General features: G+C 71.9%; 19 protein-coding genes. 8 read left to right on the top strand and 11 right to left on the bottom strand.

Going from position 1 to position 23,027, the window contains the following annotated elements; genetic code table 11:
* Positions 1-473 precede the first annotated feature (473 nt).
* The 3 genes from OHT61_RS03975 to OHT61_RS03965 all read right to left on the bottom strand — a co-directional run bounded on the left by OHT61_RS03975 (position 474) and on the right by OHT61_RS03965 (position 3,450).
* Positions 474-2,042 carry an N-acetylmuramoyl-L-alanine amidase gene (locus OHT61_RS03975; RefSeq protein ID WP_329035074.1) on the bottom strand — a complete coding sequence of 523 codons (1,569 nt, stop codon included), beginning with the start codon at positions 2,040-2,042 and terminating at the stop codon, positions 474-476.
* A 197-nt stretch (positions 2,043-2,239) separates the two neighbouring features.
* Positions 2,240-2,980 (bottom strand): D-Ala-D-Ala carboxypeptidase family metallohydrolase, encoded by a 741-nt coding sequence (locus tag OHT61_RS03970; protein ID WP_329035073.1) that lies wholly within the window; start codon positions 2,978-2,980, stop codon positions 2,240-2,242.
* A 50-nt stretch (positions 2,981-3,030) separates the two neighbouring features.
* Positions 3,031-3,450: a hypothetical protein gene (locus tag OHT61_RS03965; protein ID WP_329035072.1), complete on the bottom strand. Its 420-nt coding sequence runs from the start codon at positions 3,448-3,450 to the stop codon at positions 3,031-3,033.
* Positions 3,451-3,688: 238 nt separating this feature from the next.
* Between OHT61_RS03965 and OHT61_RS03960 the strand changes: the two genes are divergently transcribed.
* Positions 3,689-4,723 (top strand): ArsR/SmtB family transcription factor, encoded by a 1,035-nt coding sequence (locus OHT61_RS03960; RefSeq protein ID WP_329035071.1) that lies wholly within the window; start codon positions 3,689-3,691, stop codon positions 4,721-4,723.
* Positions 4,724-5,218: 495 nt separating this feature from the next.
* Positions 5,219-5,698: a transglycosylase SLT domain-containing protein gene (locus tag OHT61_RS03955; RefSeq protein WP_443049602.1), complete on the top strand. Its 480-nt coding sequence runs from the start codon at positions 5,219-5,221 to the stop codon at positions 5,696-5,698.
* Between the two features lie 214 nt (positions 5,699-5,912).
* Here the strand turns inward: OHT61_RS03955 and OHT61_RS03950 are convergent, their stop codons facing one another.
* Together OHT61_RS03950 and OHT61_RS03945 are read right to left on the bottom strand one after the other, a co-directional pair.
* Positions 5,913-6,620: a DUF2470 domain-containing protein gene (locus OHT61_RS03950; protein ID WP_329035070.1), complete on the bottom strand. Its 708-nt coding sequence runs from the start codon at positions 6,618-6,620 to the stop codon at positions 5,913-5,915.
* A 212-nt stretch (positions 6,621-6,832) separates the two neighbouring features.
* Positions 6,833-7,450, bottom strand: a complete 618-nt coding sequence (locus OHT61_RS03945; RefSeq protein WP_329035069.1) for a hypothetical protein — start codon at positions 7,448-7,450, stop codon at positions 6,833-6,835.
* A 569-nt stretch (positions 7,451-8,019) separates the two neighbouring features.
* Here OHT61_RS03945 and OHT61_RS03940 point away from each other — a divergent pair.
* Entirely contained in the window at positions 8,020-11,409 is a 3,390-nt protein-coding gene (locus OHT61_RS03940) for a CARDB domain-containing protein (RefSeq protein WP_329035068.1), read from the top strand.
* Between the two features lie 122 nt (positions 11,410-11,531).
* Here OHT61_RS03940 and OHT61_RS03935 read toward each other — a convergent pair whose 3' ends face one another.
* Positions 11,532-13,862 (bottom strand): FdhF/YdeP family oxidoreductase, encoded by a 2,331-nt coding sequence (locus OHT61_RS03935; protein WP_329035067.1) that lies wholly within the window; start codon positions 13,860-13,862, stop codon positions 11,532-11,534.
* A gap of 255 nt (positions 13,863-14,117) precedes the next feature.
* On the opposite strand from OHT61_RS03935, the gene OHT61_RS03930 reads away from it, so the two are divergent.
* On the top strand, positions 14,118-14,759 hold the full coding sequence (locus OHT61_RS03930) for a DUF1345 domain-containing protein (protein ID WP_329035066.1): 642 nt from the start codon (positions 14,118-14,120) through the stop codon (positions 14,757-14,759).
* Between the two features lie 138 nt (positions 14,760-14,897).
* Positions 14,898-16,313: a PepSY-associated TM helix domain-containing protein gene (locus tag OHT61_RS03925; protein ID WP_329035065.1), complete on the top strand. Its 1,416-nt coding sequence runs from the start codon at positions 14,898-14,900 to the stop codon at positions 16,311-16,313.
* Positions 16,314-16,372: 59 nt separating this feature from the next.
* Here OHT61_RS03925 and OHT61_RS03920 read toward each other — a convergent pair whose 3' ends face one another.
* Complete coding sequence (locus OHT61_RS03920) at positions 16,373-16,738, bottom strand: DoxX family protein (protein ID WP_329035064.1); 366 nt, start codon at positions 16,736-16,738, stop codon at positions 16,373-16,375.
* A gap of 105 nt (positions 16,739-16,843) precedes the next feature.
* Here OHT61_RS03920 and OHT61_RS03915 point away from each other — a divergent pair, with 105 nt between their 5' ends.
* The 3 genes from OHT61_RS03915 to OHT61_RS03905 all read left to right on the top strand — a co-directional run bounded on the left by OHT61_RS03915 (position 16,844) and on the right by OHT61_RS03905 (position 18,890).
* A complete protein-coding gene (locus tag OHT61_RS03915; protein ID WP_329035062.1) occupies positions 16,844-17,221 on the top strand; it encodes a winged helix-turn-helix transcriptional regulator in 378 nt (125 codons plus the stop codon).
* 107 nt (positions 17,222-17,328) lie between these two features.
* Positions 17,329-18,099, top strand: coding sequence for a hypothetical protein (locus tag OHT61_RS03910; protein ID WP_329035061.1), 771 nt, complete (start codon positions 17,329-17,331; stop codon positions 18,097-18,099).
* Positions 18,100-18,272: 173 nt separating this feature from the next.
* Positions 18,273-18,890 carry a sigma-70 family RNA polymerase sigma factor gene (locus OHT61_RS03905; protein WP_329035060.1) on the top strand — a complete coding sequence of 206 codons (618 nt, stop codon included), beginning with the start codon at positions 18,273-18,275 and terminating at the stop codon, positions 18,888-18,890.
* 4 nt (positions 18,891-18,894) lie between these two features.
* Here the strand turns inward: OHT61_RS03905 and OHT61_RS03900 are convergent, their stop codons facing one another.
* From OHT61_RS03900 to OHT61_RS03885, 4 genes are all read right to left on the bottom strand, one after another.
* Positions 18,895-20,346, bottom strand: coding sequence for an amino acid permease (locus OHT61_RS03900; protein WP_329035058.1), 1,452 nt, complete (start codon positions 20,344-20,346; stop codon positions 18,895-18,897).
* Positions 20,347-20,522: 176 nt separating this feature from the next.
* Positions 20,523-21,884 (bottom strand): histidinol dehydrogenase, encoded by a 1,362-nt coding sequence (hisD, locus tag OHT61_RS03895; protein WP_329035057.1) that lies wholly within the window; start codon positions 21,882-21,884, stop codon positions 20,523-20,525.
* A gap of 103 nt (positions 21,885-21,987) precedes the next feature.
* Positions 21,988-22,893 carry a LysR family transcriptional regulator gene (locus OHT61_RS03890; RefSeq protein ID WP_329035055.1) on the bottom strand — a complete coding sequence of 302 codons (906 nt, stop codon included), beginning with the start codon at positions 22,891-22,893 and terminating at the stop codon, positions 21,988-21,990.
* On the bottom strand, positions 22,890-23,018 hold the full coding sequence (locus OHT61_RS03885) for a hypothetical protein (RefSeq protein ID WP_329035053.1): 129 nt from the start codon (positions 23,016-23,018) through the stop codon (positions 22,890-22,892). Before OHT61_RS03885 ends, OHT61_RS03890 begins: the two co-directional genes overlap by 4 nt.
* Positions 23,019-23,027: the final 9 nt, after the last annotated feature.

Raw genomic sequence — 23,027 nt, 5'->3', positions numbered from 1 at the left:
TAACTCGATGCGATGATCGCGCCCGCGCGATGTTTGTCGAGGTACCGATGTGTTTCGGCCGTGACCGGAGAGGGGTCCGGGCGAGCGGCCCGGTCCGGCTCCGGCGACGCGGCAGCGGCGGGCCCAGGGGTACGGAAGCGCCCGACAGCAAGGGCGGCCCCGGCCGCAGAGGCGGATGGGCCACGCCGTCGCCCGGAGTCCCGGGCCCTGCGCGTCACGAACGGCTCCACCGCACGACGTCGTAAATGCGACACGGCCGGGCCGGGGGCGAGCCCGGCCTCGGCGATGCTCCGGCGGGCTCGGCCGGGCATCGGGTCGGCGGCGGCGCCGCACGACCGGCGGTGGCCTCACAAGGCCGGTCGGAGTCCGGGTACTTCGGGCTGCTCCCGGAGCACGACGGGGGACGGCGGACGGCCCGTGGCCGCCCGCCGTCCCCCGTCGTCGTTCCGCGCCCGGCCCGAGGCCGCCGCGGTTCAGCGCCCTGCCTGCAGAGCCGTCCAGGTGGCGGGGCCGACCGAGCCGTCGACGCTCAGCGCCCGGCTGCTCTGGTAGTCGCGGACCGCCTGCTGGGTCCCCGAGCCGAAGTCGCCGTCCGCCGACACGGTGCGCCCGAGGGCCGCCGTGAGCGCCCTCTGCAGGCGCTGGACGGCGGAGCCGGTGCTGCCCTGGCCGAGCGCCGGTGTGGTGCCGGCCGAGAGGAGCGCGGTCCAGCTGCGCGCGCCGACGACCCCGTCCGCGCCGAGCCCGCGCGCCCGCTGGAAGGACGTGACGGCCATGGTGGTCTTCGTCCCGAAGCTGCCGTCCACCGTGCCCGCGTCGAATCCCTGCTGGTTGAGGAGCGACTGCGCGGCCGAGACCTGAGCCCCCGACGAACCGGCGCGCAGGGTGTCGTAGGACGGGAAGGTCAGCTGGACGCTGCCGCCTCCCGTGCTGCCGCCCACCAGCTGCATGTAGTACGTCCAGTTCCAGTTCGGTCCCGGGTCGGTGTGGTCGTTGCCCGGCACCTCGGAGTGGCCGACGACGTGGGCGCGGTCCTTGGGGATGCCGTACCGGTCGCACAGGTGGGCGGTGAGTGCCGCGGAGGACCGGTACATCGAGTCGGTGAACCAGCTCGGATTGTCGACGTACCCCTCGTGCTCGATGCCGATCCCGGACGCGTTGCCCGAACGGGCGTGCCAGGCGGTGTCCTTGTCGCGCACCGTCTGGGTGATCTGGCCGTCCGAGGAGCGCACGACGTAATGGGCGCTGACCTGCGCCGAGGGGTTCTGGAACCAGCTCAGCGTCCCGGCGTACGAGCCCTGGGTGACGTGCACCACGACCTTGCTGATGGAGGCGGTCCTGCCGACCGCGTAGTTCGCCGAGCTGGCGGGGACCCACAGGGCGGACGGATAGTCCGGGCTCTGTGCCGACGCCACCGCGGCGTGTTCGTACGCACCGCGGTCGGGGGCCACGGTGCGGGCGCGGACGGTCAGTTCCTCGCCTCCGGGGGTACGGGCCTTCACGCCCTCGGCCAGGAAGGTGTAGACCGTGTCCGCGTAGAGGCGTGCGCCGGAGGGATCAGCCGCGCCACCGTACCGTGCCACCAGCGGGTACCAGGCGTCGGCGTCGCGCCGCCCGGCCCGGTCGAGGCCCGACTCGTCGGCGTAGGAACGCAGCACGGCGGCTCCGCCGCGGATGTTCGCCGCGGTCTTCTCCCGCAGGGCGACGGGCGATTCGCCGGTCAGACGGGACGCGAGTTCCAGGGTGTGCCGGTCCGGGTTGCTCACCAGGTGCATGACCCCGTAGCCGTTGTCCTGGCTCGGCCGGCCCGCGTGACCGTCGAGGTGCGTCTCGCCGTACCCCAGGGCGACCAGGAGGTCGCGCGGTACCCCGTACTCCGCGGCGGCCTCCGTGAAGGCACGGCCGACGGGATCCGGCGCCGGGGTGCCTCCGGCGCGCGGCGCGGCTCCGGCGGGCTGTACGGCGGTGGTCAGTACGGCCAGAGTGCCGAGGACGGACAGGGCGGCGCGGCGCAGGAGTGTGCGCGGCGGTCTGCGATTCATCGGTGTGCCTCCGGTGGAAAGGTGACTTCGGGCGCGCGGTGGCGGAGCCCGGCAGTGCGGTGGCGCGGCCGGTCGCTTCGGAGGGCCGTCCGGGGACTGTGCGAGGTCCCCGGATGCTTCGGCGCTGTCCGGGAAACCTGCTCGGGTCCCCGGACGAACGGCGGGCGTCGGCCGAAGGCGGTCGGGGCCGTCGCGCCTCAGATGGTGCCGCTCTCCCACCACCAGGCCCGGCCGAGGTCCGCACGGCTGTCCACGTGCTGGTGATCCACCGTGTACCGCTCCAGGCCGGAGAAACCGCAGGTCTCCGCCTTCTGGTACACGGTGCGGTTGCTGACGCCGGGCACGGTGAGGTCGGCCGCGGTGCCGTAGAGGTGCATGCTGTCGCTCGCCCCGCCGATCTCCGCGTTGTGGGCGATGCTCCGGAAGCCCGAGTTGACCGTGATGGCGGTGTTGCCGAGCTTCTTGCGCAGGGCCTCCAACTTGTACATGGCGCGGCGGGCGTTCTCCTTGGTGGCGGCCGCGCTCACCTTCCCGCCGCTGAAGGTTCCGCTCGAACGGTCGGTGAACTCGCTCCAGTTGAAGTGTGCGGTCGAACCGTCCGACTGTTCCAGGGCGTTGAGCTGCGCCTGGGTGGCCGGTCCCGCGCTGCCGTCCACGGACAGGCCGTAGGCCGCCTGGAATCTGCGGACCGCCGCGGCCGTTCCCGCGCCGAAGTCACCGTCGACGCTCACCCGGGAGTGCGAGGCCGAGTCCGCGGCCCACCCCGCGACGCGGATCTGCAGCTCTGTTACGTCGGCGCCGCTCGCCCCCTGGTTCATGGTGCGGGTCCAGTTGTAGGCGTGGGCCGTGCCCGACAGGAGCAGCGGGCCCGCGAAGGCGCCCACGGTGGCGACGAGGGTGCCGCGCAGGATGGTGCGGCGGTTCGGGGACGAGGTCATCGGTGCTCCTTGGGATGTGGGGGAGTGGGTGGTGCGTGAGGGAGGCCGCCTCAGTAGGCGAGCTGGAACGGCACGACCTGTGCGTCGGTGTCGTACGCGTGCACGCGCAGCTTGAAGCGGGTGCCGTCCTTGACGTCGGTGGCGACGGTGGCCCACTGGGGGCCGAAGGTGGAGTAGGTGTTGCCGTGGTTGCACAGCGAGGTGTGGTCGACGAAGACGACACAGGCGTCCAGGAACACCCCCGGAGCCGACGTGTTCAGCTTGATGTTGATGTCGGAGCACCGTGAGCTCGCGGTGTAGGTGCCGAACTCCACGGCCGCTGCCGAGTACCGGTAGGTGAGCGACTTCGCACCGTCGTAGCAGGAGGCCGCGGCCGCGGTGGACTGCGCGAGGGCCGGCGACGTGGCGCCGCCGGCCAGGAGGGCGGTCGCGGCGGCGAGCACGGCGACGGTTCCCCGGGTTCGAGTCATCTGTCTGAACTCCCTGTGTCGCGGTGTGGGCGGGTGGGAAGGCCGAGGGCCGGACCTGGTGGCGGGCCTTCGGGTTCTGCTCGGTTCGAGGCCTGACGGGAGCAGCGGAAAGAGGCGTGGGCGGCGGGTGATGCGGTGGGGACCTGTGCGACGAAGCGAGTTCATGCTCCGGCCTGTGACCCGGGCTGTCATGCTCATTCGAAGGAGTTGAAATGACGCAGGTGGAAAGGGTGTTGCAGTGCTTCGCTTCCACTTCTCGGCCGAGGACCTGGCCAGGACCCGGGTCGCAGCGGCGCCGCATCCGCTGTGGGAGATCGCTTCGAGCCTGCACCGCTTCCAGACCCCCTCGGGCCGCTGGGCGTACGCGCACTGGTACCGCCCCGCGCGCGAGCGGCTCCGGGAGGCCGGGCTCGAGGGCGCAGTGCGACGCGTCCTGCTGCCCCTCTTCCCGCGCGCCGCCTACTTCCCCGACTTCCTCACCCCGCTGGAGGGCACGGAAGGGCTGGAGGCCGGACTGGAAGCCATCCTCGCCACGCCTGCGGACCAGGTGGCGGCGGAACTGGCCGCGCTCGCACGGGTCGTACGGGTGCCGGCCCAGCTGGGCCGGCTGACGGAACGGGAGGCGCGCGCCGAGCTGGTGGACATCCTGCGCGCCTACCACCGGGCCGTCATCGCACCCCATGAGCGCTGGGTGGACGAGAGCCTGCACACCGAGCGGATCCGGCTGGCCCGGCACCTGCTCGACGGGGGGACCGAGGGCCTGCTGGAGGGGATCGGTCCCGCGGTGCGGTGGGAGCACCCGCGCCTGGAGGTCCGTCCGTATCCGACCGAGAACGACATCCGGCTCGAAGGGCGCGGTCTGCTGCTCATCCCGTCGTACTTCTGCTGGAAGGGGCCGATCTCCCTCGCGGACCCGGCGCTGCCTCCCGTCCTCATCTACTCCCTGCACCACGAGGTGCCCACCGCGCCCGTCAGGAGCCCGGCCGGGAGCGCGGGTCCGTCGTCCCTTCAGGTGCTGCTGGGCCGGGCCCGTGCCGCCGTCCTGCAGGCCGCTGCCTCCGGTGCGACCACCACCGAGGCCGCGCGGCGGGCAGGAGTCTCACCCGCCACCGCGACGCATCACACCACGGCCCTGCGCGACGCCGGGCTCATCACCAGCCACCGCGACGGCAACACGGTGATCCACACGCTCACCCTGCTGGGAGCGACGATGCTGACCAGCAACCCGGGGAGCCCCCTCCAGGGCTTCTCGTCGGCGCACGGGGCGCGGTGAGGGGCGTCCCGCCGGAGCGGAACCCCGTACCGGCGCGTGGCGACGGGGCCGGGCGTGCGAGGCCCGGTGAAGCCGGGCGTCCACGGTCGCCGGATGCGGCGCGGACCCCCTGTCCCCCGCGGTTTCCGGCGCCGGGCCGCGCGGAGGAGGGCTTCGGACGGGGCTCCGGTGGTGTCCTCTGTGAATCAGGACATAGGGCGCGGATCACATACGACACCGCGTAGTAGACCCATCCGCGCCGTGCTCGGGCGCCCGGGCCCGCGCCCGGGTGTCCCGGGGTACGTAGGCAGGTAGTACCACCGGTCGTTGCCACCCTGGCGGTGTGCCGCTAACCATGGACCGAGGCCCGGGCGCCGTCGCTCAGGACCGGTCGAGCCCCGCGTGTTCCCCACATGGCGCGCCTTCCGTTCCGCAGGTCCCCTGGCCCCCCTGTCGTCATCGCAAGGAGAGTGTTCTATCCGTACGTCCGCTCAGACCCCGACCTCCGCCGTCCGCATCCGCAGGTTCTCGGTTGCCGGGCTGTGTGCCGCCGGAGCCGCAGCGGCGGCCGTCACGCTCGTCCCGTCCCCCGCGCAGGCGTCCGAGCCGGTCGCGCGCAGCGTGTCCGCACCGGCCGCCGTGCACGCGCAGGCGGTGACCAAGAAGGCCACCGACCCCGACAAGCTGGACCGCTGGATCCACAAGGCCCTCAAGATCATGAAGGCCGAGGGCATCCCGGGCAGCTACGAGGGCCTGCACCGCAACATCATGCGTGAGTCCGGCGGTGACCCCGACGCGTCCAACGGCTGGGACGTCAACGCCCAGAACGGCACGCCCTCCAAGGGTCTGCTGCAGGTGATCAAGCCGACCTTCGACGCCTACCACGTCGACGGCACCAAGCGGGACCTGACCGACCCGGTCGCCAACATCACCGCGGCGGCCAACTACGCCGCCGACAAGTACGGCTCGATCGACAACGTCGACTCGGCCTACTGAGCGGTCCCACCACGCACGCCGGCCACCTCGGTCGAGCCGAACGGCCACGCACCCCCACGGGGTGCGTGGCCGTTCCCGTCGGGTGGCCCGGACACGGACCGTGAAGGTGCGCCCGCGCGGTGGTGGTGTGCCGTCGGCGGGCGTGCGCACGTCCGCACCCCTCCGGGCGGGAGCGGACCCCCGTGGCCGACGGCATACGCGTGTGTGCCCCCGGTCAGGTGAGCAGCCGGTTGGTGTGGGAGGCGCGGCGGGCCGCCGTGAGCAGGGCGTGGATCTGCGGACCGGCCTGATCGATCCGGGTCACGGGCTTCGCGAACGGCAGGCGTACATCGCGGTGGGAGCCCGGGTACTCCAGACGCAGGATGATGCCGTAGCGGTCCAGTGCCAGCGGGAGCGCCCGGGTGACGCCCTTCGCGGGCTGGGGTTGCGCGAGGCGCAGCAGCAGGGGGACGAGTTCGCCGTGGTCGTCGACGAGGTGGGTCAGCATCGCCGCCTCACTGCCGGAGACCGGGTCCGGTTCCGTCGCCTGGAGCGCGTCGAGCGTGACGAAGGACCGGCCCCCGTGGTCCTCGAGTACGGCCTGGCCGAACTCCATGCAGGTGCTCTCCGAGGCGTCGCCCCTGTACGGGGCCGACAGCAGCCCGGTCACGGTGACACGGGCGCGCGTGCGGTCCCGGACGGGGGTGGGGGCGACGTCGGTGAACTCCAGGCGGACGGGGATGCGTGCGCCGGGGCCCGTGCGGCCGGCTTCGGCGGGTTCGTGCAGGTGGATGTGCCCCATCGCGCTCGTGGCGTCGAGGCGGTGCACCTCGACGGGGTCGAGTCCGTCGCTCACCACCGTCATCGAATGCGCTGAGGTCAGGATCGCCAGTACGCGTTCGGCGGGGGTCGGCTGCGTGACGCGTGACGTGAAAGGACGCATCCAGTTTCTCCTGAGGGGCGGGCGGGGCACTCCATGGCCTTTACTTAGGTAAGCCTAACCTAAACCTTGAAAGGGGATTCGGGTGACGCCGGAATCCGTCTCGGACTCCGCGCGTGGCACGGCTGACGCCCCGCCATCCCGTGGGGTGGCGGGGCGTCAGTGGCGCTTGCCGTGGCCTTCGCGGCTCCGGCGGTGCCGGATCGCGGCGGCTGTCAGCCGGCGTCCGGGAATCTGGACACGTCGGAGACCCGGCACTTCGTGCCGGTGGGTACCTCACCCACGCCTTGGGCCTTCTGCTTCGACGCCCGCCCCGGAGCGAGAGCGCTCGTCGAGGCGACACCCTCGGCGACGCGTGTGCCGGAACGGTCCACGAACTCCACGGACACGATGTAACTCATCGGCTCGGCAGTTCCGTTGGTGATGGTGACGACGACCGACGGCCACCGCGTCAACGAGTCGATCTCGCACGCGGACAGCTTCACGTCCGCCTCGGCGCCGCTCTCCGCCTCGGCGGGGTCCGTGGATGCCTCCGCGGGTGGCGAGGGCTCCGCCGGAGCACTGCTCCCGGGCGGCGCGGCCGCGGGTGTCCCGCGCTCCGCGGGCGGGCGGGACAGGCTTCCCAGGGTCGCGGCGATCGCGCCCACGATCAGCAGGAGTCCGACCAGCCCGCCCGCGACGGACAGGGTGACGATCAGTCCCGTACGGGATCTGCGGGGAGGCGGCGCACCCCACACCGGGTCCGGCCACGGCCGGTACTGCTGCTCCGCCGGCGGCGGGCTCCACTGTGGAGGCTGGTGCGGCTCCTGGTTCGGTGGCGGCGGAAATGACATGGATCCCCCCACGGGATGTTCGGATGCGACGCGTCACCCTATGGCCTGCGAGGGGCGTCGGCCCCCTCGTGCGCGCGAGGGGGCTCGGGGCTCGCCGGTGGGAGCCGTGCGCCGACGTCCTCGTCCGCGTGCGCCAGGGGGCCGCCGGGGGATCCGCCCGTCCTGCCGTGCGCCCCCGGTGTGACCGGCGACGCCCGTGCAGGGATGGCGACTTCGTACAGCGAATGCGCGCCGGGCGACCCGGCCCGTGGCGCTGAGCTGCGGTGACCGTGCGGCGATGCGCGTGCGGCTGTGAGGACCGTTGACAAAAGTGTCACCTGCTAGAAACCTGTCACCTCGACACCGCAAAATATTGACCAGATCACTCAAAAATCTAGGCAACCAGCGCGCTTTTTCCGGCAGATGGCCTGCTCTCCCTCTTGCCGGCGCTCCCGATCCCTCCCTCATCGGTGTACCGGCAGCCCGTACCCGGCCGTCGCCGGCCGCCCGGCGCAGCAGACGCGCCCGGACGGTCGTGCGGCTCGTCGCCGTGCCCTCCCGGTCCCCAGGCCCCCGGAACAGAGGACAGCATGAGATGGAAGCAACTCCGATGGCGTCTCGTCGTGGGTGCGGTGACCACCGCGCTGATGACCGTGGGACTCCTGCCGGTGGCCGCGTCGGCCGCCGCCCAGGAGACCGATCTCGCCTTCGGTAAGCAGGTGACGGCCGGGACGTCGCACGGCGCCTACCCGGCGTCCAACGTCACGGACGGCAGCCAGCAGACGTACTGGGAGAGCTCCGGTGCCCTGCCGCAGTGGGTGCAGATCGACCTGGGCAACCAGTTCGACGTCGACCAGGTCGTGCTGAAACTCCCGACCTCGTGGGAGGCGCGGACCCAGACGCTCAGCATCCAGGGGAGCACCGACGGGAGCACCTTCAGCGCGCTCTCGGCCTCGGCCGCCAGGGTGTTCAGCCCGTCGTCCGGAAACACGGTGACCATCGGCTTCACCGCCAGGCAGGTGCGCCAGGTCCGCGTGCAGATCACCGCCAACACCGGCTGGAACGCCGCCCAGCTCTCCCAGGTGGAGGTCTACGGCGAGGAGGACTCCGGCCCGCCGCCCGCGAACGGCTCCAACCTGGCGCTCGACAAGCCGATCGAGGCCTCCTCGTACACGCAGACCTACCTGGCCGCCAACGCCAACGACGACAGGACCGGCACCTACTGGGAGTCGAACGGCCAGCCCGCGACGCTGACCGTGAAGCTCGGTGCCGACGCAGACGTCGAGGCGGTCGTCCTCAAGCTCTCGCCGGACCAGGCGTGGGCCGCGCGCACCCAGAGTGTCCAGGTGCTCGGCCGGGCCCAGTCCGCCACCGGATTCACCTCGCTGAAGGCCCGGGCCGACTACGCGTTCAGCCCCTCCGGCAACCAGAACACGGTGACGATCCCGGTCAGCGGGCGGTACGCGGACATCCAGCTGAAGTTCTTCGCCAACACCGGTGCGCCCGGTGCCCAGGTCGCCGAGATGCAGGTGGTGGGCACCGCGGCCCCCAACCCGGACCTGGTCGTCTCCGACCTGACGTGGTCCCCGGCGACGCCCTCGGAGAAGGACGACGTCACCGTGAACGCGACCGTGCGCAACACGGGTACGGCCGCCGCCTCCGCGACCGCGGTCGACGTCAGTCTGGAAGGCGTGGTCGCCGGCAGCGCGGCCGTCGGCGCCCTCGCGGCCGGCGCGTCGGCCACGGTGCCGGTCGCCGTCGGCAAGCGTCCGATGGGCTCCTACAGCGTGTCGGCGGTGGTCGACCCCAGTGACACGATCGCCGAGCAGGACAACAGCAACAACAGCCGCACCGCCTCGTCCAAGCTGGTCGTCGGCCAGAGCCCCGGCCCGGACCTCGAGGTGCTGGGCATCACGTCGAACCCGTCGAACCCGGCGGTCGGCGCCGCCGTCACCTTCACCGTGTCCGTGCACAACCGGGGGACCACCGCCGTCAGCGCCTCGACGGTCACCCGGCTCCTCGTCGAGAGCACCACACTGAACGGCACGACGGGCGCCGTCCCCGCCGGAGGCACCGTCACCGTGCCCATCAGCGGCAGCTGGACGGCGAAGAGCGGCGGGGCCAACCTCACGGCCACCGCCGACGCGACCGGCGTCGTGGCCGAGACGAACGAGAACAACAACGTCTTCTCGCGCGCCATCGTGGTCGGGCGCGGCGCCGCGGTGCCGTACACGGAGTACGAGGCCGAACAGGGCACCTACCAGGGCACCCTGCTGAAGTCGGACCAGGAGCGCACCTTCGGGCACACCAACTTCGCCACCGAGTCCTCCGGCCGCCAGTCGGTACGGCTGAACTCCACCGGCCAGTACGTCGAGATCACCTCGACCGTGCCGTCCAACTCCATCGTGGTCCGCAACTCCATCCCCGACGCCCCCGGCGGCGGCGGAGCGGAGGCCACGATCAGCCTGTACGTCAACAACACCTTCGCCCGGAAGCTGACCCTCTCCTCCAAGCACAGCTGGCTCTACGGCGACACGGACAGCCCCGAGGGCCTGACCAACCAGCCGCAGGCGGACGCCCGGAGGCTCTTCGACGAGTCCAACGCCCTGCTCGGACAGACCTATCCGGCAGGGACGAAGTTCCGCCTCCAGCGCGACGCCGGCGACACGGCGTCCTTCTACATCATCGACCTCGTCGACCTGGAGCAGGTCGCGCCGGCGGCGTCGCAGCCCTCCGGATGCACCTCGATCACCACCTACGGCGCCGTCCCGAACGACGGCATCGACGACACCGTCGCCATCCAGCGGGCGGTCACCGCCGACCAGAACGGTGAGATCGGCTGCGTGTGGATCCCGCCGGGGCAGTGGCGGCAGGAGCAGAAGATCCTGACCGACGACCCGCTGAACCGGGGCCAGTTCAACCAGGTCGGGATCAGGGACGTCACCATCCGCGGTGCGGGCATGTGGCACTCGCAGCTCTACACGCTCACCCAGCCCCAGAACGCGGGGGGCATCAACCACCCGCACGAGGGCAACTTCGGCTTCGACATCGACGACAACACCAAGATCTCCGACCTGGCGATCTTCGGCTCCGGCACCATCCGGGGCGGTGACGGCAACGCCGAGGGCGGAGTGGGGCTGAACGGACGCTTCGGCGAGGACACCAAGATCACCAACGTGTGGCTGGAGCACGCGAACGTCGGTGTGTGGGTCGGCCGCGACTACGACAACATCCCCGACCTCTGGGGCCCCGGCGACGGCGTCGAGTTCACCGGCATGCGGATCCGCAACACCTACGCCGACGGCATCAACTTCGCCAACGGCACGCGCAACTCCACCGTCTTCAACTCCTCGTTCAGGAACACCGGTGACGACTCGCTGGCCGTCTGGTCGAGCAAGTACGTCAAGAACCCGTCGGTGGACATCGGCCACGACAACCACTTCCGCAACAACACGATCCAGCTGCCCTGGCGGGCCAACGGCATCGCGGTCTACGGGGGTTACGGCAACACGATCGAGAACAACATCATCTCCGACACGATGAACTACCCCGGCATCATGCTGGCGACCGACCACGACCCGCTGCCCTTCTCCGGGCAGACGCTGATCGCCAACAACGCCCTCCACCGCACGGGAGGGGCCTTCTGGGGCGAGGCACAGGAGTTCGGAGCCATCACGCTGTTCGCCGCCGGTCAGGACATCCCCGGCGTCACGATCCGCGACACCGACATCCACGACTCGACCTACGACGGGATCCAGTTCAAGTCCGGCGGCGGCTCCGTACCCGGAGCGCAGATCCAGCGCGTACGGATCGACAACTCCGTCAACGGCTCCGGGATCCTGGCCCACGGAGGAGCGCGGGGCAGTGCGACGCTCACCGACGTGACGATCACCGGCTCGGCCGACGGAGACGTCGTGGTCGAACCCGGATCGCAGTTCGTCATCAACGGCAGCGCGACCAGGGCGGCAGCCCGCAGGTAGGTCCGGCCCCCCGGGCCGTGCACGACCCGGCCCCCGGCCGGCACGCCGTCGAGCGTGCCGCCCGGGGGCCGCGGTGTGCCCGGTGACCGGGCGAGGACGTGGAGCGCCGGTGCCGCCACCGGTCAGCGGTGGGCGGCGGCGCCGGACGACGCCACGATCGTGACCTTGACGTGCTTCATGACGGGCTGATCGCTCTGGGCGCTGCGGTCCACGAGCGCGCACAGCACGTTCATCTCGGGCATGTAGCCGGCCGCACAGCCACGGGGGATGTCGTAGGGGATGGCGAGGTACCCGTTCAGGTGCCGCTCGCTGCCGTCCCGCGCGGTACTCGTGATGTCGACGGGGGCGAGGTCCTCGATTCCCCGTTCGCGCATGTCCGCCCTGTTCATGAACACCAGCGTGCGCAGGTTCTCGACGCCGCGGTAGCGGTCGTCGTCGGAGTAGATCGTGGTGTTCCACTGGTCGTGCGAGCGCATCGTGCCCAGGGCCAGCGTGCCGGGTGCGGGGACGACGTCGGGGAGTGCGGCGCAGGAGAACTCGGCCCGCCCGGACGGGGTCAGGAAGACCAGCTCGCGGGCCGGCTGCTTGATGCGGAAGCCGAGCGGCAGGCGGACCCGGCGGTTGAAGTCCTCGAAGCCGTCGAGGACCTTGGCCATGGTGTCGCGGATGCGGTCGTAGTCCTCGACGTACCACTGCCAGGGCGTCGAGGACTCCGGCAGGGCCGCCCGGGCGATGCCGGCGATGATGGCCGGTTCCGACAGCAGGTCCTTCGACGCGGGCCGCTTCATGCCGAGCGAGAGGTGGACCATGCTCATCGAGTCCTCGACGGACGTGCGCTGGACACCTCTGCGCTGGTGGTCCTTCTCGGTGCGGCCGAGGCAGGGCAGGATGAGCGCCCCGGCGCCGTGGACGAGGTGGCTGCGGTTCAGTTTGGTGCTCACCTGGACCGTGAGGTCGCACCTGCGCAGCGCCTCGTACGTGACGGGGGTGTCGGGTGCGGCCAGGGCGAAGTTGCCGCCCATGCCCACGAACACCTTCACGTCGCCGCGCAGCATCGCCTCGATGGTGCCGACCGTGTCCAGGCCGTGCTCCCGGGGCGGGTCGATCCCGCAGACCTCGGCCAGGCGGTCCAGGAACGGCTCGGTGGGGCGGTGGTCGATGCCGCAGGTCCGGTTGCCCTGGACGTTGCTGTGCCCGCGCACCGGCGAGGGGCCGGCACCCTCGCGCCCGAGATTGCCGCGCAGCAGGAGCAGGTTGACGATCTCGCGCACGGTGTCGACACCGTGCTCGTGCTGACTGACACCCAGGCACCAGCTGATGATGGTGCGGTCGGCCTCGCAGTACACGCGCGCTGCCGCGAGGACGTCGTCGCGGCTCAGCCCGGACTGCTCCTCGATCTCCTCCCATGAGGTGGCCTCGCACAGCGTCCGGTACTCGGCGAAGCCCGTGGTGTAGCGGTCGATGAACTCCTGGTCCAGGACCTTGGGGTCGGTCTTCGACTCCTCCAGGATCACCTTGGCCATACCGCGCATCAGGGCCATGTCGCCGCCGATCCGGACCTGCAGGTTCAGGGTGCTGGTGCGGGTGGACTTGAACAGGGCCATGTCCGTGAAGTCGTGCGGGACGATCGTGCGCGTGGCGGCGGCCTCGATGAGCGGGTTGACGTGGACGATGCTCGCGCCCCGGTCGTGGGCCTCGGCGAGCGCGGTGAGCATCCGCGGCGCGTTCGAAGCGGCGTTGACCCCCATGATGAACAGCGCGTCGGCCGTCTCCCAGTCCTTGAGGTCCGCCGTCCCCTTGCCCGTGCCCAGGGACGCCTGGAGGGCGCGGCCGCTCGCCTCGTGGCACATGTTGGAGCAGTCGGGCAGGTTGTTCGTACCCAGTTCGCGGGCCAGCAACTGGTAGAGGAACGTCGGCTCGTTGCCGAGGCGGCCCGAGGTGTAGAAGGACGCCTGGTCCGGGCTGTCCAGCTCGCGCAGGGCGCGGCCGACCACCTCGAACGCGTCCTTCCAGCTGATCGGGACGTAGTGGTCCGACGCGGGGTCGTAGACCATGGGCTCGGTCAGCCGGCCCTGGTTCTCCAGGTCGTAGTCGCTCCACCCGTACAGCTCGGTCACCGAGTGCGCCGCGAAGAAGTCCCGTCCCACCCGCTTGGGGGTCATCTCCCAGGTGACGTGCTTGATGCCGTTCTCGCAGATGTCCAGGTGCAGGCCCTTCAGGTCGTCGGGCCACGCGCATCCGGGACAGTCGAACCCGGAGTTCTCGTGGTTCATCCGCATGATCGCCCGCGGGCCGTCCACCAGCGCCCTCTCGCGTACCAGGAAGCGGCTCACGCTCTTCGCCGCACCCCAGCCCGCAGCGGGATGGTGGTAGGGGCGGAACCGCGGCTCGCCCTCGGGGGCGGGGCCCACCCCGGGTTCCACGGACGGCTGCTCGTCACGGTCGATGCTCACGGATCCCAGTCCTTCACCACACGGGGCACACAGCGACAAAAACCACACTTCAGGGCAGGCTATGCAGGCGGGACCGGACCTGCCACTCGGCCCCCGGACGCGCGGTTCCGGCGTATCCGGGCGCCGCGGCCGGGACACCAGGGCGGCACCCCCGTGCCGTTCCCCCGGTTCGGCACCTCCCTCCGCGGCGCCGCCGGACCCATGCGGCGGCCCCGGGAGACCGGGGCCCGTACCGAGCTGTGGAGGTGGTCGCCCGTGACGTCCCCGAACAGACCGACGGCGGGCTCGGCCGCGCCCAGGCTCGCGGCGGCGCTGGCCGCGGGCTCCGTGACCGGCGTGGCGACCGGCCTGCCCACCAACCTGGCGCTGGGCTTCCTCGCGGGCATCGCCGCGGCGGAGGCGGTCTTCGTCGTGACGGGATGGTTCGCGCTGTGGCCGATGGACGCGGCGACCACGCACCACAACGTCCGGCGCGAGGAATTCCGCCCGGTCGCCCAGGAACTCGCCGTCGTCGTCACCGCCCTGTGCGGGCTGGTCGGCATCGTACTGCTGCTCCTGGTGGGTGATGCCGGACTGAGTCACGCGGCGGCGGCCGTGGCGCTCTGCGGCGTCTTCATGGCGTGGGCGTCACTTCATCTGATGTACGCCACCCGGTACGCCCACCTCTACTACCTGGAGCCCGAGGGCGGTATCGACTTCAACACCGACGAGCGGCCGAAGTACGTCGACTTCCTGTACTTCAGCTACAACCTCGGCATGACCTACCAGGTCTCCGACACGGACGTCTCCAGCTCGACGATCAGAGCGGTCGCACTCCGGCACTGCCTGCTCTCCTACGTGTTCGGCACGGGCATCCTGGCCACCGCGATCAACCTGGTCATCGGGATCGTGACCTGACGTCCCGCTCCTTCCTCCCCCGGGACGCGGGACGAGCGGACGGGCGCGGATCCCCGGGAACCACCGGGCGGTGCGGTCCGACTACTGATCCGGCCGATCACGGCCCGCCCGCGCCGTCCCGCGTCAAGGAGAGCAGATTTGTCCGTCGAACCAGCGGTCCTCGCCTCGCACGACGACGAGCAGAGCCCACGAGCCGAACCACCCGCCGGCCGTGGCGGATGGGCGTCGCTCCGCCCGCTCGTGCTGCGGCTGCACTTCTACGCCGGGGTGCTCATCGCCCCGTTCCTGCTGGTCGCCGCCGCGACGGGCCTGCTCTACGCGGGTTCGTACCAGGCCGAGAGGATCCTCTACGCCGACGAGCTGCGGGTCCCGGTCGGCAGCGGTGAGCTGCCCGTCTCACGCCAGGTGGCCGCGGCACGCGAAGCGCACCCGGAGGGGACGATAAGCGCCGTACGTCCGTCACCGGAGGACGGGGCGACGACACGGGTCCTGCTGTCGGGCGTGCCGGGTGTCGACCCGGACCACCCCCTGGCCGTGTTCGTCGACCCGTACACCGGCGAGGTGGCCGGGGCCCTGGAGAGTTACGGCTCCACCGGCGCGCTGCCCCTGCGTACCTGGATCGACGAGCTCCACCGGGATCTGCACCTCGGAGAGACCGGCCGCCTCTACAGCGAACTCGCCGCCAGCTGGCTGTGGGTGACCGCGGGCGGCGGCCTCGTGCTGTGGTTCGGACGACGGCGGGCCCGGCGCACGGTGCGCGGAGCGACCGGTCGTCGGCGCACCCTCTCCCTGCACGGCACCGTGGGCGTGTGGGCGGCGGCCGGCCTCTTCTTCCTGTCGGCGACGGGCCTCACCTGGTCGGCCTACGCGGGGCAGAGCGTGTCGGACCTGCGCGAGGCGGTCGGTCAGACCACGCCGTCCGTCTCGGCGGGTCTGGCGTCCGGAGGCGAGCACGCCGAGCACACGGGCTCCGGGGGCTCCGGCGACGCGCGGGGTGCGGGCGTCGGTCTCGACGCCGTGCTGAAGGAGGCCCGCGCACAGCGTCTCGCGGACCCCGTCGAGATCGTGCCGCCCGCCGACGCCTCGTCGGCGTACGTCGTGCGGCAGATCCAGCGGAGCTGGCCGGAGAAGCAGGACGCCGTCGCGATCGACCCGGCCACCGGCGCGGTCACCGACGTCGTCCGGTTCGCCGACCATCCGCCGCTCGCCAAGCTCACGCGCTGGGGCATCGACGCGCACAGCGGCATTCTGTTCGGGTGGGCCAACCAGCTCGTGCTGGCCGCCCTCACCGGCGGGCTGATCGTGCTGATCCTGCTGGGGTACCGGATGTGGTGGCAGCGCGGGCGGGGTTCGTCGTTCGGCCGGCCGATGCCGCGCGGTTCCTGGCAGAAGGTCCCGCCCCACGTCCTGGTCCCGTCGATGGCGGCCGTCGCCGTCCTCGGCTACTTCCTCCCGCTCCTCGGCATTCCGCTGGCCGCCTTCCTCGCCGTGGACGTCCTGCTCGGCGAGATCGCGCACCGGCGCGGGAAACGGACGTACACCCAGGCCGGCTGAAGACCCCCGTCCCGTCGGCACGCCCAGGGGCGGTCCGGCGGGACGGGAGCGCCGGACCGTCAGAGCCAGGAGGTGCCGAGCCAGGCGGCAGCAGCCGCCGCCACGACGAGCGTGACGTTGAGCCCCGTCTCGCGCACCTCGCCCCGCGACAGGTGCAGCGCCGTCGCCGCGACCTGCAGCAGCACGAAGCCGGTCGCGGCGACGACGGCGAGCCACACCGCGATCCCCGTGAGCGGAGGCAGGAGCAGGCCGAGGGCGCCGAGCACCTCGACGCCGCCTATGAGCCGGACCGCGGGCATCGGCACCCGGTCCACCCAGCCCATCATCGGCCGCAGTCGCTCCTGGGACCGGAGAAGCTTCATGCCTCCCGCGTACACGTAGAACAGGGCAAGGAGCGCGGCGACGATCCAGTACGCGGCATGCATGAAGACCCCTCGTGTCACTGCCGGAAGGCGAATGGCGTCATCATGAGTCACCTGCGCAACGCCTGCAAAAGGCACACGGATGTGCGCAAGGCACAAGGAGTCGTCATGCCGCGGAACGAGCACACCTGCATGATCCGGGGCGACGGCGGCCGCACGATCAGGGCCGTGCTGGACCGCATCTGCGACAAGTGGACACTGCTCGTCGTCGCCACGCTCGACGAGGGGCGACTGCGGTTCACCGAACTCCACACGCGGATTCCCGGGGTCTCGCAGCGCATGCTGACCCTGACCCTGCGCAACCTGGAGCGGGACGGTCTCGTCTCCCGTACCGCCTACGCCGAGGTTCCTCCGCGGGTCGAGTACGCGCTCACCGCGCTGGGGAAGAGCCTCATCGCGCCGGCTCTGGCCCTCGCGGGCTGGGCCGCCGAGCACGACGCCGAGATCCAGGCCAGCAGAGCCGCGTACGGAGCGCGGGACTCGTGAACTCCGGCCGTGTGCCCGGTGGTCGCCCGCGCGGGGAGAGTCCGGAACCGGCGGTCCGGGACGGGCACCTGCGGCGGAGCCCCGGTCGGTGCGACGATGGGCCCGCCATGAATCCGGGCCGGGGCCACCGCGCTGTACGGGCTGCGCTGTTCGCAGCCGTCTGTGTGCTGCTCGCGGCCACCGGCCACGCCTTCATGGCGGGAGCGGCGGTGCCCTGGTGGGCGATGGCCCTCGCGCTCCTGGGCACGGCGGCGGCGGCCTGGCTCCTCGCGAGCCGTGAGAGAGGACTGTTCGCCGTCACCTCGGCCGCCGTCGTGGTGCAGACCGTGCTCCACACCGGCTTCGCCCTGGCACGGTCCGTCCCCCGGGCCCCACGGCCGGCACCCGTGTCGTTCGCGCACCGGTGGGCCGAACAGCTCCTGTGCGGCGAGGGCGCGGCCCGGCTCTCCGACCAGGAGGCGGCCGAGGTCGTGCGCGACGCGGGTCTGGGCAACCTGATCTCGCAGCCCCCTCCCGGCCAAGTCCCGCACCCGGCCCACCACATGGTGTCCGGCATGCCGGACGCTCCCGCCTCCTGGATCCACGGCTCCCATGCCACGGAGGGCATGCCCTCCACGGGCATGCTCGTCGCCCACCTGCTGGCCGCCGTCCTGTGCGGTCTGTGGCTCGCCCACGGCGAGCGGGCCCTCTTCCGCGTCGTGCGCGCCTTCGCGGGGCGGATCGGGTCACCGCTCCGCATGCTCCTGTGCCTCTGCGCACCCCCGCGGCGGCCCCGCACGCGCATGCGCCGTCCGCGCACGGTCCGCGCCCCCGGGCTCCTGCCGCTGGTCCACAGCATCACCTCGCGAGGTCCCCCTACGGGAACGGCCGCCGTCTGAGAGCCGTCCCCGGTCCCCGCGCGGATCGAGGGGCACTCCTCGGCGACGGCGGGTTCCCCGAGCGCGCACTCCGCCGCGACTCGGGCATCGGCGCTGCCCTCCCGCAGGCCGAATCCGTCACCGGCCGGCCGCGCGCCGCCGGATCACCCATGCCCGTAAAGGACCTTGTGGCGATGCCCCATGCCCCGTACCCACCCCTCGGCGGAACTCCGGACCGGCGTACCGCGGCCTTCGACGAGGCAGCCACGCGGCTGGCCCTGGAGGCCCGGGACGGAGATCCCGAGAAGGCCGACCGGCTCGTCCGCGTGCTGCACCGCGACGTCTGGCGCTACGTCACCCATCTCAGCGCCGACCCGCAGGCGGCCGACGACCTCACCCAGGAGGTGTTCCTCCGGGCACTCACCGGCCTGCCCGCCTTCGAGGGCCGCTCCTCGGCCCGCACCTGGATACTCTCCATCGCCCGGCGCACGGTGGCGGACAGCTTCCGCCGGGCCGCCGCCCGGCCGCGCCTCGCGGACCGCCAGGACTGGCAGAGCGCCGCGGAGCGCGCACAGCCCCGTGGTGTGCCCGGCTTCGACGAGGGGGTGGCACTCGCCGAACTCCTGTCCCTGATCCGCGAGGAGCGGCGTGAGGCGTTCGTGCTCACCCAGCTGCTCGGATTCCCCTACGCCGAGGCCGCGACGGCCGTCGGCTGTCCCGTCGGGACCGTGCGCTCACGCGTCGCCCGGGCGCGGACCTCGCTGATCGCGCTCCTGGGCGACGGGGAAAAAGGCTCTGCCCGCCGCCCCTGACGGGTCACCGCGATGACGTGTCCGCTCGCGCGGGGGAGCCGGCCGCGGCCGGGGCCTTCCCGCGAGCGGACGCCCCGGCCGAGGGACGGCCGGAGTCACGTCGTTGCCGTACGGCGCCGACAGCGACCAGGACAGCGGCCAGGGCGAGGGAGAGCCAGAGTTCGAGCCGGTGGCCGGGCAGCACCGCCATGAGGACGAGCACCCCGGCGATGAAGACGATCGTGGCGATCGTCAGGTACGGGAACGCCCACATCCGCACCTCACCCGGCTCCGGCCCTTTGCGCCGGGTCGCGTACTGGGTGATCGCGATGACCATGTACATCATCAGGGCGATCGCACCGCTGGAGGCGATCAGATACGTGAAGACGCCGGGCAGCAGGTAGTTGGCGATCACCGCGACGACCCCGATCACGGTCGAGGCGACAACGGCGTTGCGGGGCACCCCGGATGCCGACGCGGCGGCGAAGGCGGCGGGCGCGTCACCGCGGCGGGCGAGGGAGAACGCCATGCGTGAGGCCGTGTAGATCGCGGAGTTGAGGCAGCTGCTCACCGCGACGACCAGGACCACGTCCATGATCCGCCCCGCGCCCGGGATGTTCATGCGGTCGAGGACCGCCTGGTACGAACCGGCGGCCAGGTCGTCGGAGTTCCACGGCACGAGGCTCACCACGACGAAGATCGAGCCGACGTAGAACAGCCCCAGGCGCCAGACCACCGCGCGGACCGCCTTCCTGATGTTCTTCCTGGGCTCCTCCGACTCGGCGGCCGCGATCGTGACGATCTCGCTGCCCTGGAAGCTGAACATCGCGGTGAGCAGACCGGCGAGTACGGCCACCCCGCCCTTGGGCGCGAACCCGCCGTCGCTCCACAGGTGCGACACGCCATGGGCGTCGGAACCGGGGAGGACGCCGAGGACCGCGAGGCAGCCGAGCACCAGGAAGGCGACGATCGCGACCACCTTCAGCAGGGCGAACCAGTACTCGAACTCGCCGTAGTTGCGGACGGCCAGGAGATTGCTGCCGGCCAGCAACGCGATCATGACCAGCGCGGGGATCCAGCCCGGGACCGACGTCAGCCCCGCGACGACCTCCCCGGCGGCGATCGCTTCGATGGGGATGACGAGGATGTAGAACCACCAGTAGAGCCAGCCGATGGAGAACCCCGCCCAGCGGCCCAGGGCCCGGTCGGCATAGGTGGAGAAGGAGCCGGTGTCGGGGCTGGCGACGGCCATCTCGCCGAGCATCTGCATGACGAGGACCACGAGGACGGCCGCCAGCAGGAACGAGATCAGGACGGCGGGGCCCGCAGCGGCCACGGCGGTGGACGAGCCGACGAACAGCCCGGCCCCGATCACGCCTCCGATGGAGATCATGGTGATCTGACGGCCCTTGAGGCCCTGGGTGAGCGCGGGGCCCGCCCCGCCGGACGGGGTGGGAGCGTTCGGGGGACGGTGCATGGGGAGATCCTCGGGGGAGTGGGAACGCGGGTGCCCTTGGCCGGACGGCAGCCACCCGCCGGGCGGACGACACCACCGGCGGTCCGGGACACGAGGGGCCGCGGTCATGGAGTCCGGGCGCCGGTACGGTCCCGCCGCCGGACCGGGGCCCGGCCCGGCGGCGGGGGAGGGGCGGGTCAGAGCTGTTCGCGCAGGGCCTCCGGGACGGCGTCGAACGCTCCCGAGGCACGGCCGATCCGGTCGATCCGGATCGTGGCGGTCGCGCCGTGTGCCGCAAGGCCCTCGAAGGCGGAGATCCGCTCGACGGCGGGCGCGAGCGCGGCGGTGCCCTCCTTCGCCGTCCTCTGGTAGGTGAGCGGCTTGAGGAACCTAGACACGGACAGGCCCGCGTTGTAGCGGGCGGTCTTCCCGGTCGGCAGCACGTGGTTCGTACCGGCGATGCCCTTGTCCGAGTAGGCCACGGTGGACCAGGGGCCGATGAAGAGCGAACCGTAGTTCGTCAGGTTCCGCAGGTAGTAGTCGTCCTGCGCGGTCTGGATCTCCAGGTGCTCCGGACCGAGGATGTCCGCGACGGCCACGGCCTGCTCGCGGTCGCGGACGACGACGACGGATCCGAAGTCCCGCCAGGCCGGTCCCGCGATGTCCCGGGTGGGCAGGGTCTCCAGCTGGCGATCCATCTCGGCGGCGACCGCCCGCCCGAGCTTCTCGGACGTCGTGATCAGGGCGGCCGGCGAGTTCGGGCCGTGCTCCGCCTGGCCGAGCAGGTCCGCCGCGACCCAGACCGGGTCGGCGGTGTCGTCGGCGAGGACGGCGACCTCCGACGGACCGGCCAGGAGGTCGATGCCGACCCGGCCGAAGAGCTGCCTCTTCGCCTCGGTGACGAACGCGTTGCCCGCCCCGACGAGCATGTCGACCGGGGCCTCGCCCAGCAGGCCGAACGCCATCGCGCCGAGAGCCTGGACGCCGCCCACCGCGAACACCCGGTCGGCCCGGGAGAGGTGGGCACCGTAGAGGACGGCGGGGTGGGCGCCGTGCTCGCCCGACGGCGGTGTGCACGCCACGACGGTGGGCACACCGGCCGTCTTGGCCACCCCCACGGTCATGAACGCGCTGGCCAGGAGCGGAAAGCGGCCTGCCGGGAGGTAGGCGCCGACCCGGGACACCGGGACGTAGCGCTGGCCGCCGGCCACACCGGGCGCGACCTCGATCTCGAAGTCGGTCAGGTGGTCGCGCTGCGCCGAGGCGAAGCGGTGGGTGCGCTCGTACCCCATCTCGAGGGCGGTGCGCACGTCGGCGGGCAGCGCGTCACCGGACTTCTTCAGTTCCGCGGAGCCGATCTCCAGGTCGCCGGACCAGCCGTCGAGCTCCCGGCCGTAGGCGCGGACCGCGTCCATGCCCTTGTTCTCGATCTCCTTCAGCATCTGGGAGACGCGCTCGACCACCTTGGGGTCGCGCTGGGCGGGGGGACCGTCGACCGCCGGCTTCTTGATCCACTGGAAGGGGGCGAGGGTCTGCTGTTCGTCGTGCGTGATCTGCATGCCCCGGACGCTAGACGCGCTGCCGCCACAGGACTAGAGGGGCCATTCCTGTGCGACCCACAGGTTCTTCCTGTGGGTCGCCATGGGGCTCTCCACCCGTCCGTCAGAGGCCGGCCGCGATCTCCCGGATGGTGTCCTCGGCGAGCCGGGCGAGTTCCCGCGTCGCCCGCGAGAGGGGATGCCCGCGGCGCCTGACCAGCGCGATCGTGTCGTACAGGGGCTCGGCGAACGAGACCGTCCGCAGCCCGGCGGGGAAGGCCGGGCCGGCGATCACCGCCCGGCTCGCGATCGTGTCGCCGATGCCGGCAGCGGCCAACTTCAGTGCCGCTTCGACGTGTTCGAGCTCGATGAGCGGGTCGACGGCGACACCGGCGAGCTGGGCACGCTCGGCGATCTGCCGACGGGTCGGGTCGCTCCACCCGTAGTGCGCGTCGTACAGGACGAGAGGCGCGCGGGAGAACGCCTCGATGGTCACCGGGGCGGCGGTGCGCTCCGCGCTCGCGCTGACGTAGCGCACCTCGTCGCGCATGAGGGGGGTGACCGCGAGACCCTCGTCGTCGATCGGCAGGATGACCAGGCCGGCCTCGATCCTGCCCGACGCGACGGCGTGGGCGGTCTCGGAGGAGTTCTGTCCCACGAGCCGCACCCGGACCGCCGGATACCGGGCGTGGAACATCTGTACGAGGTTGGAGAGCAGGTAGTAGTCCGCGTTGCGCAGCACCCCGAACGTCGCGGTGCCGCCGCCCAGCGACCCGAGCGACCGTACGGCCCTCGCCCCGCCGTCCGCCGCCCCCACCGCTTCCCGGGCGTAGGGCAGCAGTTCCTGTCCGGCGGACGTCAGGGTCAGGGTCCGGCTTCCGCGCAGGAACAGCTCGGCGTCCAGCTCCGCCTCCAGACGCCGGACCAGCTCGGACGCGGAGGCCTGGGCGATGTCCATGGCCTGGGCCGCGGCGGTGAACGACCCGAGCCTCTCGGCCTCGACGAACGCCCTCAGCTGGTTGAGCGTCATGAGGCCCCCTCCCGCCGGTCGCCTACGGGGGTGAGGGCGCGTCCGTACGCGAGGGCGCGCGCGGCGGCGAGGGGGCTGCGGGTGCGCTCCCGCCGCTCGACGGCCGGTGACGTGGTTGCGTTCATGTCTGCACC

Source organism: Streptomyces sp. NBC_00178 (assembly GCF_036206005.1).
Lineage (GTDB): Bacteria > Actinomycetota > Actinomycetes > Streptomycetales > Streptomycetaceae > Streptomyces.
The sequence above is the reverse complement of the archived record's forward strand: the minus strand, read 5'-3'. Positions and strand labels throughout refer to the sequence as shown.

What these genes read in the sequence shown, in the direction of transcription:
- OHT61_RS03975 (WP_329035074.1), bottom strand. Translation starts at nt 2,042, where the DNA reads ATGAATCGCAGACCGCCGCGCACACTCCTGCGCCGCGCCGCCCTGTCC.
- OHT61_RS03970 (WP_329035073.1), bottom strand. Translation starts at nt 2,980, where the DNA reads ATGACCTCGTCCCCGAACCGCCGCACCATCCTGCGCGGCACCCTCGTC.
- OHT61_RS03965 (WP_329035072.1), bottom strand. Translation starts at nt 3,450, where the DNA reads ATGACTCGAACCCGGGGAACCGTCGCCGTGCTCGCCGCCGCGACCGCC.
- OHT61_RS03950 (WP_329035070.1), bottom strand. Translation starts at nt 6,620, where the DNA reads ATGCGTCCTTTCACGTCACGCGTCACGCAGCCGACCCCCGCCGAACGC.
- OHT61_RS03945 (WP_329035069.1), bottom strand. Translation starts at nt 7,450, where the DNA reads ATGTCATTTCCGCCGCCACCGAACCAGGAGCCGCACCAGCCTCCACAG.
- OHT61_RS03940 (WP_329035068.1), top strand. Translation starts at nt 8,020, where the DNA reads ATGAGATGGAAGCAACTCCGATGGCGTCTCGTCGTGGGTGCGGTGACC.
- OHT61_RS03920 (WP_329035064.1), bottom strand. Translation starts at nt 16,738, where the DNA reads ATGCATGCCGCGTACTGGATCGTCGCCGCGCTCCTTGCCCTGTTCTAC.
- OHT61_RS03915 (WP_329035062.1), top strand. Translation starts at nt 16,844, where the DNA reads ATGCCGCGGAACGAGCACACCTGCATGATCCGGGGCGACGGCGGCCGC.
- OHT61_RS03910 (WP_329035061.1), top strand. Translation starts at nt 17,329, where the DNA reads ATGAATCCGGGCCGGGGCCACCGCGCTGTACGGGCTGCGCTGTTCGCA.
- OHT61_RS03905 (WP_329035060.1), top strand. Translation starts at nt 18,273, where the DNA reads ATGCCCCATGCCCCGTACCCACCCCTCGGCGGAACTCCGGACCGGCGT.
- OHT61_RS03900 (WP_329035058.1), bottom strand. Translation starts at nt 20,346, where the DNA reads ATGCACCGTCCCCCGAACGCTCCCACCCCGTCCGGCGGGGCGGGCCCC.
- hisD (WP_329035057.1), bottom strand. Translation starts at nt 21,884, where the DNA reads ATGCAGATCACGCACGACGAACAGCAGACCCTCGCCCCCTTCCAGTGG.
- OHT61_RS03890 (WP_329035055.1), bottom strand. Translation starts at nt 22,893, where the DNA reads ATGACGCTCAACCAGCTGAGGGCGTTCGTCGAGGCCGAGAGGCTCGGG.
- OHT61_RS03885 (WP_329035053.1), bottom strand. Translation starts at nt 23,018, where the DNA reads ATGAACGCAACCACGTCACCGGCCGTCGAGCGGCGGGAGCGCACCCGC.